Source organism: Kordia sp. (assembly GCF_965283645.1).
In the GTDB taxonomy this organism is placed as follows: domain Bacteria; phylum Bacteroidota; class Bacteroidia; order Flavobacteriales; family Flavobacteriaceae; genus Kordia.
The window spans coordinates 2,735,776-2,748,632 of the sequence record NZ_CBDIPG010000001.1 but is presented as its reverse complement, the minus strand read 5'-3'; the positions used below and the strand labels follow the sequence as shown (position 1 = coordinate 2,748,632).

The window sequence follows — 12,857 nt, the reverse complement described above, 5'->3', positions numbered from 1 at the left end:
CAATATTGGTGTCTTTTATATTAATTTAGCACTTTAATTATAGATTAATTCACTAAACTTGCTCTTGCTCCGCCCGATACTAATACACCACGCATTCTGCTTTTTTGTCCTTCGCTAAACATATTCATACAAGCATCATCCGTATAGTCCATGTAGTTCATCGTCATATCCGTTGAACGACAGTTTGTCGTTGGGAATGAAGGACAACCATAGTTTGGTGCATCAGAAGTTGGCGTATCAGAAACAAAATCATCTCTGTTACATCTTCCGTCTCCCCAAATGTGGCGTAAATTTAAGTAGTGACCAACTTCGTGAGTTGTTGTTCTTCCTCCGTCAAATGGTGAAGCTACATAACCTGTTGTTCCAAAATATTGAGGTCCAACTACGACACCATCCGTAGAAGAATTTCCTCCAGGGAATTGCGCATACCCTAAGATTCCACCACCAATGTTACAAACCCAAATATTCATGTGAGTTGAAGGTGTTACTGGTGGATACGTTGATTTTACTAAATCATTTGTTCCCCAAGAAGTTCTTGAGTTTGAATGTCTAAATGTTCCAGCTAAAGTAAACTGAATTTCAGTATCCGAAGCTACTCCAGAAAATAAAGAAGGAGTTTGGTTTGCATCGTTATTATTTCTTCTAAAATCGTCATTTAATACTGCAATTTGAGAGTTAATTTGCGTGCTACTAATGTTTTCATTACTATTGCTATACACAACATGTACATATACAGGAATAGTGACTACACCTAAGTTATCTGTTGGTGGTTCCGGATCACCGCCACCGCCATTGTTATTTCCGTTTCCATTTCCATTTCCTGGTTTCTTCGCAAGTGTATTTTGTCTGTACTTTTTTTCTAAATCATACATTTTTTCATACAATTGTGGGTCTTTTTCTAGTTGCATATTTAATTTTTGCATACTAAAACATCCACCAGTAGCTTTTTCTTCATTGTCAGTATATAGGTAGAAATCACTCATGTCTACTTTTGCTACTTCAGGTATTTCATTTGTAGCATCAGTTTGATCATCACTACACGATACGGTAATTGCTGCAAGAGCAATCATACCTAGAAAAATTTTTCTCATAATTCTTATTTTTAAGTTAATTCGGGTTAAAATCGGTCAAATGTATGTTTTTTTGTGAATATTTTAACAAAATGCTTAATTTTTTAGATAAATGACAAAATTAAAGCAACTTTGTTGCAAATAAAACATTTTGACATTTGTGGTTACAAGTGAGAAATACTGTACTTATCGATGAAATACATGTTATTTTTAATTAGTTGTTGTAAACAAAAAAATCGACCAATTGGTCGATTTTGTAGTTAAGTAGTATTTTTTTACTTTTTATTATGAAAGCATCATTTTTGCTTTTTTAATAGCTTCAATAAATGTATCAATTTCTTCTTTGGTGTTGTAAAATGAAAACGAAGCTCTAACTGTTCCAGGAATTTTATAGAAATCCATAATTGGTTGCGCACAATGATGTCCTGTACGAACGGCAATTCCTAATTTGTCTATAATCGTTCCAATATCATATGGATGAATGTCTCCAATGTTGAATGAAATTACGGCTACTTTATTTTCCGTTCCGTAAATGGTAACATCACCAACAGCTAACAGTTTTTTAGTAGCATATGTTAACAGTTCATGCTCATATGTTGCAATAGCTTCAAAACCAATGGTATTCATATAATCTAAAGCGGCTCCAAATGCAATAACTCCACAAATATTTGGCGTTCCTGCTTCAAATTTGTGTGGCAAACCTGCATAGGTAGTTTTTTCAAATGTAACTTGGTCAATCATTTCGCCGCCACCTTTATATGGAGGCAATTTGTTGAGCCAAGCTTCTTTTCCATATAACAATCCAACACCAGTTGGACCGCAAATTTTGTGTGCAGAAGCTACATAAAAATCTACATCTAACGCTTGTACATCTGCTTTTATATGTGGCGAAGCTTGTGCGCCGTCAATTAATACAGCGGCGTCAACTTCATGTGCTTTATCTATGATAAATTTTATCGGATTGATACTTCCCAAAGCATTGGACACATGATTACAGAAGACCAATTTTGTGTTTTCATTTAATAGCGAAACATAGGCGTTCATGTCAAGTTTTCCATCTTCAAACATTGGAATTACTTTTAAAATTGCGCATGTATGCTCACATAGCATTTGCCAAGGAACAATGTTTGAATGGTGTTCCAACGCCGAAACAATGATTTCATCACCTTTTTGTAGAAGCGAAGCAAATCCGTTGGCAATTAAGTTGATACTTTCTGTAGTTCCTGAAGTAAGAATCATTTCATATGGTTTTGCCGCGTTGAAATGTTTCTGAATTTTAATGCGCGCTTCTTCATACGCATCTGTTGCTTCTTGACTCAATGTGTGCACACCTCTGTGAATGTTTGCATTGTAGCGTGAATAATAATCTACAATACAATCAATTACTTGTTGTGGCGTTTGTGAAGTTGCCGCGTTGTCGAAATATATTAAGGGTTTTCCATTTACTTCTCTTTTGAGAATTGGAAAGTCTTTTCGTATTTTTTGAATATCTAACATAGTCTGAATTCTATCTATGCAAAGATACTAACTATTCATAGAATGCGTTGTCACTTTTTAGATGAAATCAGTTGTAATTGTAACAGAATTAAACGCTTCTTTTTACCTTTTATCGTAAATATGATTTTCTTTCTGGAAGTGATATAAATTATTTTGAGATTTTTCTCGTATTTTGCTTTTCAAATTATTGATAGCTTTCAGCGATTTAAACTTGCCAATATGAAAACCAAAAAAGCCGCCAACATTAATACTAGTGATGATACTACTAATATGATTGCTAAAATATTATTTGTATTGTACTTACTCACAGCTTTCATGCCTTTGCTTGGCGCTATGGATTATGATGCGCCTGAATGGTTGTATGTGTCAGTTTTGAATATAATTTCGTTGGTTTTCATTTATAAAAATAAAGAAACATTTACACCTTTTGCATTTCCAAAACATGTACAACAGTATTTTTTATTGTTTATTGGCTTTTTTGTAGTTGGCTGTTTGTCTATGCTAACGGCAATTAACGTAAGTGAAAGTTTAGTACACTTGGCACGTTTGGCTACGATATTGGTTGCATTGTATTGTTTGTATGTTTTTGTAAAACAAAACCCAACATCATTTTTTGAGTTTATGTGTCGTATTGCTACATTGATAGTTATTTACTTTTCATGGCGATCAATACGTTATTTTATCGGGAATGCATCAAGTCCACGAATTTCTGAGTTTGTCATAGCATTTCCGCATAATTTTTCAAATGCAAATATTTATACAGCGTTTTTAATAGTGCAACTTCCTTTTGTAATGTATGCATTTGTGTATTTTAAAAAGGTATGGAAATATTTAGCTGGTGTTGCAATTTTTATGGCAATACTTGCATTATTGTTTTCAGGATCAAGAACGGCGGCGTTGTCATTAGCTATTATATTGTTTGCATTACTAGCGTTTATAATATATGGTATTGTAAAACATAAAGCTACTATAAAGAAAGAAGTAATCATAGTAGCTTTGATGCCAATTGTAAGCACTATTTTGGTATTAAATGTGAATAGAGTCGATAAAATGTCAATGAATAGTTTAACAACTATTTTTCAGCCACAAGCGATTGATTTTTACGAAGGTGATATAGCTGTTGAACGAAATACGAGCAATGCAAAAGATTTACTGCCGAATGCTATAAATCTTGATAATTCAAAAGGAAGCGATTCCGGACGTTTTTCATTGTGGAATTTGGCATTTACGAACTTTAAAGAAAACCCGTTTTTAGGCGTTGGTTATGGAAACTACAAAGCTGTCGCAAAAAAACAACACCTTATTAACCATATAAGTAGCAAAGGAAGTTATGCAAATCCAAGAAGAGCGCATAGTGATTTTCTGGAAAAATTAGCAGAAACTGGAATTATTGGATTTTTACTCTACGTATCTCTATTTATCTTTCCGCTATGGTTATTTTTTAAATTGATGCGAAAAGAAAAGAGCTTTTTGAAACAGTTTTTGTTTTTTACGATCTTTTTGTCTGCATTGGCATATACGTTTGATGCTTTGTTAAATTTTCCATTGGAAAGAGCGCCGATACAACTCTATTTCTTATTAGCTGTTATCTTTATTTTGACATTTACACAAACAGAAGCTCCAAAAGAAGCTAGCTCAAGCAAACGTTCAATGTTGTTATTCGGAATCATCTTTTTGACAAGTTTTGCAAGTGTTGCTTCAAACTATTTAGTGCTAAAATCATATCAATTGCAACGCACAATGCGACAAGATTTAAGTGGAAAAACACTATTCACAAATCAAAAGTTGAACAATTCATATGAAAGCATCAAAAAGCAATGGTCTAACTATCCACAATTGAGCTATGTAGGAACTGTAAATAATGTGTACTTAGCCAATTACGCAATCAAAGCAAAAAAATATGATGAAGCTTTAGAAATATTAAACAAATCTCAAAACTATAATAAAGATGCCTTTTTGGTAAAAGCTTTCAAAGCAGAAATCTACTATCATGTGTATCATAATCTAGACAGCGCAACGTATTATTCGGAAGCAATATTTGACAATTATCCTTCTTTTAAAACAAATTACAGACTCTTAAAAGGAATTTACAATAAGCAAAACGATACTGTAAATTTAGCGCGCGTTATGAACAGATATACAAAGCTAAATTGGGTAGATGTACATGAATGGAAAGTAAAAGCCAATACCATATACAATAGAACTAAAAACAGTGAACTTATGCTGAAAGTATTGGATACTGGTCTCACATACAATACCAATAGTAATATATTATTAAAAGCTAAAAAGGAAGTGCTTGATAAGCTGAAGTTTAAGTCGTATTTAAGTAATGAAGAAGTAAAGGCAAAACATCAAATTGCGTTTACCTTTTTTAGGCAACAAAAATATGAAGATGCCAAAGGTGTTTTTCAAGAAATTCTAAAAACCAATCCTAAAGATTATTTATCTGTTCAAAATATTGGAATTATAGATTTAGTTCAGAAAAATTATGAAAAAGCCATCAAAAACTTAAGTGTTGTAATTACAGCTGATGCCTTTAGTGACGGAAAAGCAGAATATAGCAGAGGATATTGCTACGAACAATTAGGACAAATGGACAAAGCAAGAGCAGATTATACGGTAAGTCGTGCTAAAAAATACCCGCAAGCTATGTCACTTCCTGAAACAAAATATAATAAATAAAAAAGAAGTCGCTCTTTACAGCGACTTCATACATTTTAATACTTCTTACAACTAAAAAGTTGTTGGGCATCCGCCAGCTATTGATGGACATGCTCCAAAAGTTGGGCAACCTCCAAACGTTGGACAGTTAAAAAGTGTTGGACAATTAAATTTTGTTGGACAAAATCGTGTTGGACAAAAAATTGTAACTGGGCATGGTGACGTAAGAATGGTACCTCCACTAACTTGCTCTCTTTCTAAATTTGACACTACTTTTTTATTAAGTGTTAGTTTCTTTAAACTTTTCTTATTTTTTTTCATGGTTGTAATGTGTTAAATATTAATAAATGAAGTAGAAGCTACTTTTACAGTAGCTTCTAACAATGTTATTTGTAAAATTTGCTACAAAAACTAGCAAATGAAATCAGAAGGACAACCTAGTTGAGAGCAAACTCTCGTAATAAGACAATCTGGACTGATGGTTTTAACACATTGAATTTGTAGTGTTTCGCAAACCAACGTCACTATAGGACAATTGAATCTTGTCTCAATTGGACAAATAAATACGGAGACATTTGTACCACCGCTAATTTGGTTGTTTTCTAAATTAGATACTACATTTTTGTTTAATGATAGTTTTTTTAAACTTTTCTTGTTTTTTTTCATGGTTGTAATATGTTAATAAATGAAGCAGAAGCTACTTGTTACAGTAACTTCCGCATAATAATGTTAATTAAAGGCAAATACGATCCGTTGGACATCCTGCTAAAGAACAATCTGCTGTTAGAATTGGACACGCAGGTGTTAGTATTGGACAAATTAATGTATCTGGGCACGCTGGTGTTAATATTGGACAATTGAATCTAGTTATAATTGGACAAATAACTACACTAACTGGCGCTCCACCATTAATTCTACCATTTTCTAAATTTGAAATTACATCTTTGTTTAATGATAATTTCTTTAGACTCTTTTTGTTTTTTTTCATGGTTTTGTTTTTAAAAGGTTAATAATTTTTTACCGTTACGTAACAGTTTGACAAAGGTTAGTAGATTTAATTTATTGGTGCGCAGGTATATAGATAAAATAGCTAGGTGTTTTTCCTATTTCTTACAAAGGGAAAACACTACGATATATGTCGCTACTAAATTTCATTTTAATATATTTGAGTATCAAAAATGATTCATCATGAAGAAAGCATTAAAAATACTTGTTGTACTAGTTGTTATTTTAGGAATTGTAATAGCGTTTAACTATTCTCGTTTAAACATTATTTCTGGTTATTCCGCAAAAAGTATGAGTTCTTCCGTTTTTGTAGCTGGAAGAAGTGTTGAATTCACGGATACTACAGACAACAACTTCAGTCCTATCAACATTGCAGACGATGTTGTTGATGCAAGTAAAAAAATAGCATCAGCTTCTGTTTTTGGTTTGATGACGCGTAAAGCGGTGTACCGAAAAGGGTTGGGAAGTGTATTAATTACAGATGATTACGACTTTTCACAAGAAACACCTGTTCCACATAGAAGTGCTATCACGCGTATGACTGCATATCCATATGGTGGTATGAAGCAAAAAGACACCGTATTTACAAATGTAAATTACGATCAAATAAATAATGCAGTTACGTATGCTTTCGCGAAAGTGGACGATGAAGATATCAAAAAAACACGTGCTGTTTTAGTCATATACAAAGATCAAATACTAGCGGAACAATATGCAGAAGGTTTTGATAAAGACTCTAAAATACTAGGTTGGTCCATGACAAAAAGCTTGATAAGTACCATGTACGGAATTTTGCAATATCAAGGAAAAATAAATGTTTGGGACAAAGCACCAATTGAAGAATGGAAAAATGACGAACGAAAAGACATTACCATTCATAACCTATTACAAATGAATAGTGGTTTGGAATGGGAAGAAGATTACAGTAAAATATCGGATGTAACAGAAATGTTATTTCTAAAAAAAGATATGACCAAACCACAAGCTGAAAAACCACTAGTTGGAAAGCCTAACGAAACGTGGTACTACTCTTCAGGAACGTCTAACTTACTATCAGGAATCTTGCGAAAGCAATTTGACACGCATCAAGGGTATTTAGACTTCCCGTATGATGAATTTATTGATAAAATAGGCATGCATTCCATGTTAATAGAAGCTGATATGGAAGGAAACTATGTTGGTTCTTCATATGCTTGGGCAAAACCGCGCGATTGGGCAAAATTTGGATTGCTATACTTACACAGAGGAAACTGGAATGGCGAACAACTATTTGATGAATCTTGGGTAGATTACATCACAAAACCTACACCAACATCTGATGGACGTTACGGAGCACACTTTTGGCTCAATGCAGGTGGTTTTCATCCAGATGTACCAAAAGATATGTATTCGGCAAACGGTTATCAAGGACAACGCGTATACATCATTCCATCTAAAAACTTAGTCGTAGTTCGTTTTGGATTGGCAGGAAGTGACGGAATGGATTTCAATAAATTTCTTAGTGAAATCACAACTGCGATAGAATAATACAAACAACTTATTTACTGCAACTACAACATATGTTTTACATCTAATAAACATATGTTGGTGCTTTTCTATACTTTCGTTTTTCTTTTATCATAGTAATCTGTAAAATTCTTCAAAACTACAGATACAAACATTATTTATCTTCTAATCATGTTATTTTGAAACATATTACAAAATAATCACATATCATAACAAATATTTATTGTAATATGTTTGTTGTATTACAACATATGTTTTACATTTGCACTGTAATTCTTTCGAAAGAGTATAATTTTAAGCTTAAAATGATGTGGAAATTATTCGCGATACTTTTCACAACCGAAGGAGAAAGCCGAAAAGCCTTAAAAAAAGAGTAGGTTAAAAATTTTAATTATTACAATTATGCCAGTAAATCCAAATGAAATAGCTAACATTAACTTTAGTGCAATGTTAGGTAGACCATTAACAGCTGTTATTGATGCGCAAGCAGCAGCAGCTTTATCCACAGTTGATTTTATCAATGAAGTTGGTTTAAATGACGATGGGACTGTTAAAAACGTTTCTTTTCAATATTTAAAAGATGTTGATGGAACAGCTTCTTTAGTAACATTGACAACACCTTTATTAACAATTGTTCCAATTCCTTTCTTACGTGTTGCAGACACAACTATTGATTTTAATGCAAAAATCTCTAGTGTAACTGAATACGAAACATCAACAGCACACAAATTAGATTTAAGTGTTGACTTGAAGTTACGTTGGGGATTTGGAAGATTAAATTTCAAAGGAAGTTATTCGTACCAAAAGAAATCTCGTTACTCTGATGAATCTTCTCGTTCATATAGTATGAACATTAAAATTCATGCAGTACAGGATGAAATTCCAGCGGGAATGAGTAGAGTTTTAGATATGCTTGAGCAATCTATCACAGAAAACTAAACGTATTTCATTAAACAAACTAAGGAAGCCTCTTCGGAGGTTTCCTTAACCTAAAACAAACAAAATCATGATTACATTAAAAGACTATATAGGCAAGATTTACAAAGAAATTACAAATGCAAAAGTGCAGTCAGATATTGAAACATTGGCAATTGCAGAAGAATATGTAAACAATCCTATGTTAAAGCATTTTTCTGTCCCAAATATTCGTATCAAAAATGTTGAACTAACCATTCCTGTTGCTGTAGATAATACACAAGCTACCTCAAGAAATTATACCGAAAGAGAAATTCAGGATGTGTATGAACAAGCTTTTGAAAAAGTATATTTAAGTTTTTACCCTTTTAAAACAACGTATGTAGCAAGTGTAAAATCACAATTATCGGTAAAATCACAAGAGCTAGTTTCCAACACAGCAAACGACTTAAGTATAGCAAACGAAACGGTAAATCAAACAGTACAACCAACTACTGAATCATCTTTTAAAACAACGGATGATGCACAAGCGGTTAGAGCAACTTCTGTATCAGAATCTACACAAAATAATTATACAGTTGTATCCAATAATGCAGCTGTTAAATTTGCAGAGTTATCGTATCCCTTTGTGAGTTCTGAGATACCGCAAGATGAATTTTTTGCAAAAATTGTTCCTGAAATTGAAAGCAATTTGCAACCAAAACCTTATGAAATTGATTCACTTCCAGTAATTGTAGAAACGCAAAAGCTAAAAGAAATTAACGATCCAGCAAGCATGATAAGCATCAAAGTAAATATTATGGATGATGCTATGGAATGGACAACCGACGTTGATGCAGATGGAAATGCAACACCAGTATTGAATTACGAATAAGCCAATTCGTATAATTTGAAACCAAAGAAAACATGAAATGAGTCATAATAATTTGTTGATAATGCCTTATATGATTATTGACGAAATCATAGATTCACGCATTCATTCGTATAAAAATATCAGTTAGATGCGTAATTCCATCTGACAGAATTAATAAATTAATAAAATAAACAGATGAAAACAAGTACCATAGAAAAACATACCTTTTTTGAAACCTCTATTTTTAAAGTTGGGTTAATTTCTGAACTGCTTCGCTCCAAATCTTCCCGCTTTTTTGCAGAGATTGAGCGTTGGTTGTCAGAAAACGAACAAGTGTTGAAACAATTTGGATTGGCAGAAGCGAGCCGAATAAGTATTTTACGCAATCAATTATTTGTAGCACAACAAAGAGATATTCCGCAAAAACGAAAACATCAATTTATGGTTTCGGCAGATTGCTTGGAAGTTGCACATACTGTATTGACAAATTTACATGAGCCTATCAAAAGTAAAATTTCTCAGGCAAGAGAAACCATTCAGCAAGTATTGGTTTTAGTAAAAGGTCAACCAGAATACCAAAAAAGAGACAGAGACAGTTTCAATAAATATATCAAAATTGTGTGGGCAAAACTGAAAGCAGATCCTCAATTTAGTTCAGTTGCTTTACAATTACAAACACTACTTCCAGAGGTTGATATATTTAGAATTATTGCGGAAGAAGTAACTTTATAAAGTTCGCAATAAAAAAATCCCAAGGCATTTGCTTCGGGATTTTTACTTTTTATTTTAATAAAATATCTTATAAATCGAATCCTAAATTAACGCCTAATTTTTGAGCAATCAATTTATTAATTCGTGTTTTAATTGCGTTTATTTTTACACTTTCCAACACATTGTTAGCAAAAGCATACGTTAATAAAGCTTTGGCTTCTTTTGTTGGAATTCCACGTGAACGCATATAAAATAATGCATCTTTATCCAACTGACCAATGGTACAACCATGTGAACATTTTACATCATCTGCAAAAATTTCAAGCTGCGGTTTTGTGTTAATTGTTGCTTTATCATCTACCAAAATATTATTGTTGGCTTGAAAAGCATTTGTCTTTTGTGCTTCTTTTTCAACAACAACTTTTCCATTGAAAACTCCTGTAGATCTGTCTGCAAAAATACCCTTGTAGTCTTGGTGACTTTCACAATTTGGTTCAATATGATGTACCAACGTGTTGTGATCTACGTGTTGTTTATCACCAATAATGGTAATTCCTTTCATGGTAGAATCAATATACTCTCCTTTTTGGAAGAATTGTAAATTATTTCGAATTAACTTTCCACCAAATGAAAACGTATGTACAGAAGCATGACTGCTTTGTTTTTGTGAAATATACGTATTGTCAATTAAGGAAGCATCTTGGTTATCATTTTGAATCTTATAATAATCAATAATAGCACGTTTGTTTGCAAAAATTTCCGTTACCGAATTTGTCAATACCACATTTGATGTTAAACTTTGGTGGCGTTCAATAATTTGCACATGTGAATTTTCACCAACCACAATTAAATTACGTGGTTGTGATAGTAAAGAAGCTTCATTTCCAGTAGAAAAATGCACAATTTGAATTGGCTTTTCAACTACTTTATTTTTTGGAATATGAATGTATGCACCTTCAGAAGCAAACGCTGTGTTTAGTGACGTTAAACTATGATCCGACTTTGCAGCTTTGTTGTAATATGAATCAATAATGATTTTATACTTTGGTTTATTCAATGCAGAACTCATCAGGCAAACATCAATGCCGTCGTGTGTTGTTTCTGAAAGGAACGAACTATATTTTCCATCAATAAAGACAATTTTGTAGGTGTCAATGTCGTGAATGAAATATTTTTTTACATCCTTAAATTCTACAGCAGTTTCTTGTTGTGGAGAAATGCAATAATCATGTTTCAATACTGAATTTAGTGATGTATATTTCCAATCTTCATCTCTTTTAGAAGGAAATCCTTTTTCTTCAAAGGTTTTTATGGCCGAATTTCTGATATCATTTAAGCCTTTTGACTGATCATTGATACGATCTTCAAAAACCATAAAGGATGACAATAATTTATCTTTTAACTCCATGTGTCTCGTTTTATAATCGCGTCTTAAACCGTTGCTTCTTGTTTAATCCAATCGTATCCTTTTTCCTCTAATTCTAGGGCTAATTCTTTTGTTCCTGATTTCACAATTTTTCCATTGTGTAATACGTGTACAAAATCTGGAACGATATATTCTAACAAACGTTGGTAGTGTGTAATTACAATAACAGCGTTGTCTTTGCTACGTAATTTGTTTACACCATTGGCAACAATTCGTAAGGCATCAATATCCAAACCAGAATCAGTTTCATCTAAGATGGCTAATTTTGGCTCTAACATTGCCATTTGAAAAATTTCGTTGCGTTTCTTTTCTCCACCAGAAAATCCTTCGTTTAACGAACGTGATAAAAATTTACGATCAATTTCTAATAATTCCGCTTTTTCACGAATTTTTTTCAACATTTCGCTTGCAGGCATTTCTTCTTCACCTTTTGCTTTGCGTGTTTCGTTGATAGCAGTTTTTACGAAGTTTGTTACAGAAACTCCTGGGATTTCCACAGGATATTGAAATGATAAAAATACACCTTCATGTGCACGTTCTTCAGCAGAAAGCTCTTCAATGTTTTCTCCATTTAAAAAGATTTCTCCGTCGGTAACTTCATATTCTTCTTTTCCTGCAATTACAGAAGACAAAGTGCTTTTTCCTGATCCGTTTGGTCCCATGATTGCATGTACTTCTCCTGCTTTTACTTCTAAATTAATTCCGTTTAGAATTGCTTTATCTTCGACACTTGCGTGTAAATTTTTTACGTGTAACATTTTACTGCGTGTTATATTTTTTTAAATCGAATTATTGATTACTATTGATAATAATGGTGCCATTTTGGTTTTCACTTGGCTTTTGTACAGAAAGAATCTCTTTTACTTCAATCACTTCTTTCCATGCATTTTCAACAGGATTTGGTTTTTTAACGCCCTTAATAACAACAGGAACCATATCGTGTTCTTTTACTTTATATTTTTTGCACTGTTCGTTAAGTGCTAACATTTGATCGTCTATAACAACTCCGTATATACTGCTTCCAGCGGCTTGAAATACGGCGGCTTTTTCACTTTCTAAGTATAAAAAAATTCCAGAAAATGTTTCAAGCTGATTGCCATCAGTTACAGTTTCGGAAGTGCTGTTTTCATTTGATTTAGGGTCGTTTTTACAACTTACAATTGTCAAGATGCATACTGCGAATATGAAATAGATTTTTTTCATGTTTGCTAAG

At 32.8% G+C, this 12,857-nt stretch carries 13 protein-coding genes; 5 read left to right on the top strand and 8 right to left on the bottom strand.

From position 1 onward, the window contains the following. Nucleotides 1-44: 44 nt before the first annotated feature. Nucleotides 45-1,091, bottom strand: coding sequence for a zinc metalloprotease (locus tag ACQ654_RS12155; protein WP_430410603.1), 1,047 nt, complete (start codon nucleotides 1,089-1,091; stop codon nucleotides 45-47). Nucleotides 1,092-1,355: 264 nt separating this feature from the next. After that, on the bottom strand, nucleotides 1,356-2,567 hold the full coding sequence (locus ACQ654_RS12150) for an aminotransferase class V-fold PLP-dependent enzyme (RefSeq protein ID WP_430410602.1): 1,212 nt from the start codon (nucleotides 2,565-2,567) through the stop codon (nucleotides 1,356-1,358). Nucleotides 2,568-2,786: 219 nt separating this feature from the next. On the opposite strand from ACQ654_RS12150, the gene ACQ654_RS12145 reads away from it, so the two are divergent. Further along, nucleotides 2,787-5,249 (top strand): O-antigen ligase family protein, encoded by a 2,463-nt coding sequence (locus ACQ654_RS12145; RefSeq protein WP_430410601.1) that lies wholly within the window; start codon nucleotides 2,787-2,789, stop codon nucleotides 5,247-5,249. 51 nt (nucleotides 5,250-5,300) lie between these two features. Here the strand turns inward: ACQ654_RS12145 and ACQ654_RS12140 are convergent, their stop codons facing one another. The 3 genes from ACQ654_RS12140 to ACQ654_RS12130 all read right to left on the bottom strand — a co-directional run bounded on the left by ACQ654_RS12140 (nucleotide 5,301) and on the right by ACQ654_RS12130 (nucleotide 6,216). Next, on the bottom strand, nucleotides 5,301-5,549 hold the full coding sequence (locus tag ACQ654_RS12140) for a class I lanthipeptide (protein WP_430410600.1): 249 nt from the start codon (nucleotides 5,547-5,549) through the stop codon (nucleotides 5,301-5,303). 90 nt (nucleotides 5,550-5,639) lie between these two features. Continuing rightward, nucleotides 5,640-5,894, bottom strand: a complete 255-nt coding sequence (locus ACQ654_RS12135; RefSeq protein WP_430410599.1) for a class I lanthipeptide — start codon at nucleotides 5,892-5,894, stop codon at nucleotides 5,640-5,642. Between the two features lie 67 nt (nucleotides 5,895-5,961). Then, nucleotides 5,962-6,216, bottom strand: a complete 255-nt coding sequence (locus ACQ654_RS12130) for a class I lanthipeptide (protein ID WP_430410598.1) — start codon at nucleotides 6,214-6,216, stop codon at nucleotides 5,962-5,964. 200 nt (nucleotides 6,217-6,416) lie between these two features. Between ACQ654_RS12130 and ACQ654_RS12125 the strand changes: the two genes are divergently transcribed. From ACQ654_RS12125 to ACQ654_RS12110, 4 genes are all read left to right on the top strand, one after another. Next, nucleotides 6,417-7,760 (top strand): serine hydrolase domain-containing protein, encoded by a 1,344-nt coding sequence (locus tag ACQ654_RS12125; protein ID WP_430410597.1) that lies wholly within the window; start codon nucleotides 6,417-6,419, stop codon nucleotides 7,758-7,760. 381 nt (nucleotides 7,761-8,141) lie between these two features. Beyond that, nucleotides 8,142-8,678, top strand: a complete 537-nt coding sequence (locus ACQ654_RS12120) for a DUF2589 domain-containing protein (RefSeq protein ID WP_430410596.1) — start codon at nucleotides 8,142-8,144, stop codon at nucleotides 8,676-8,678. A gap of 67 nt (nucleotides 8,679-8,745) precedes the next feature. Next, a complete protein-coding gene (locus ACQ654_RS12115) occupies nucleotides 8,746-9,528 on the top strand; it encodes a hypothetical protein (protein ID WP_430410595.1) in 783 nt (260 codons plus the stop codon). Nucleotides 9,529-9,702: 174 nt separating this feature from the next. After that, a complete protein-coding gene (locus ACQ654_RS12110) occupies nucleotides 9,703-10,239 on the top strand; it encodes a hypothetical protein (RefSeq protein WP_430410594.1) in 537 nt (178 codons plus the stop codon). A gap of 67 nt (nucleotides 10,240-10,306) precedes the next feature. On the opposite strand, the gene sufD is transcribed toward ACQ654_RS12110, so the two are convergent. From sufD to ACQ654_RS12095, 3 genes are read right to left on the bottom strand one after another with little or no spacing between them, the layout of a single operon-like run. Further along, a complete protein-coding gene (sufD, locus tag ACQ654_RS12105) occupies nucleotides 10,307-11,626 on the bottom strand; it encodes a Fe-S cluster assembly protein SufD (RefSeq protein WP_430410593.1) in 1,320 nt (439 codons plus the stop codon). A gap of 23 nt (nucleotides 11,627-11,649) precedes the next feature. Then, nucleotides 11,650-12,402: a Fe-S cluster assembly ATPase SufC gene (gene sufC / locus ACQ654_RS12100; RefSeq protein ID WP_430410592.1), complete on the bottom strand. Its 753-nt coding sequence runs from the start codon at nucleotides 12,400-12,402 to the stop codon at nucleotides 11,650-11,652. A 31-nt stretch (nucleotides 12,403-12,433) separates the two neighbouring features. Continuing rightward, on the bottom strand, nucleotides 12,434-12,847 hold the full coding sequence (locus ACQ654_RS12095; protein ID WP_430410591.1) for a hypothetical protein: 414 nt from the start codon (nucleotides 12,845-12,847) through the stop codon (nucleotides 12,434-12,436). Between the last annotated feature and the right edge of the window lie 10 nt (nucleotides 12,848-12,857).

Excerpts from the sequence above, each read along its gene's own strand:
- ACQ654_RS12155 (WP_430410603.1), bottom strand. The coding sequence starts at position 1,091 with ATGAGAAAAATTTTTCTAGGTATGATTGCTCTTGCAGCAATTACCGTA.
- ACQ654_RS12150 (WP_430410602.1), bottom strand. The coding sequence starts at position 2,567 with ATGTTAGATATTCAAAAAATACGAAAAGACTTTCCAATTCTCAAAAGA.
- ACQ654_RS12145 (WP_430410601.1), top strand. The coding sequence starts at position 2,787 with ATGAAAACCAAAAAAGCCGCCAACATTAATACTAGTGATGATACTACT.
- ACQ654_RS12140 (WP_430410600.1), bottom strand. The coding sequence starts at position 5,549 with ATGAAAAAAAATAAGAAAAGTTTAAAGAAACTAACACTTAATAAAAAA.
- ACQ654_RS12135 (WP_430410599.1), bottom strand. The coding sequence starts at position 5,894 with ATGAAAAAAAACAAGAAAAGTTTAAAAAAACTATCATTAAACAAAAAT.
- ACQ654_RS12130 (WP_430410598.1), bottom strand. The coding sequence starts at position 6,216 with ATGAAAAAAAACAAAAAGAGTCTAAAGAAATTATCATTAAACAAAGAT.
- ACQ654_RS12125 (WP_430410597.1), top strand. The coding sequence starts at position 6,417 with ATGAAGAAAGCATTAAAAATACTTGTTGTACTAGTTGTTATTTTAGGA.
- ACQ654_RS12120 (WP_430410596.1), top strand. The coding sequence starts at position 8,142 with ATGCCAGTAAATCCAAATGAAATAGCTAACATTAACTTTAGTGCAATG.
- ACQ654_RS12115 (WP_430410595.1), top strand. The coding sequence starts at position 8,746 with ATGATTACATTAAAAGACTATATAGGCAAGATTTACAAAGAAATTACA.
- ACQ654_RS12110 (WP_430410594.1), top strand. The coding sequence starts at position 9,703 with ATGAAAACAAGTACCATAGAAAAACATACCTTTTTTGAAACCTCTATT.
- sufD (WP_430410593.1), bottom strand. The coding sequence starts at position 11,626 with ATGGAGTTAAAAGATAAATTATTGTCATCCTTTATGGTTTTTGAAGAT.
- sufC (WP_430410592.1), bottom strand. The coding sequence starts at position 12,402 with ATGTTACACGTAAAAAATTTACACGCAAGTGTCGAAGATAAAGCAATT.
- ACQ654_RS12095 (WP_430410591.1), bottom strand. The coding sequence starts at position 12,847 with ATGAAAAAAATCTATTTCATATTCGCAGTATGCATCTTGACAATTGTA.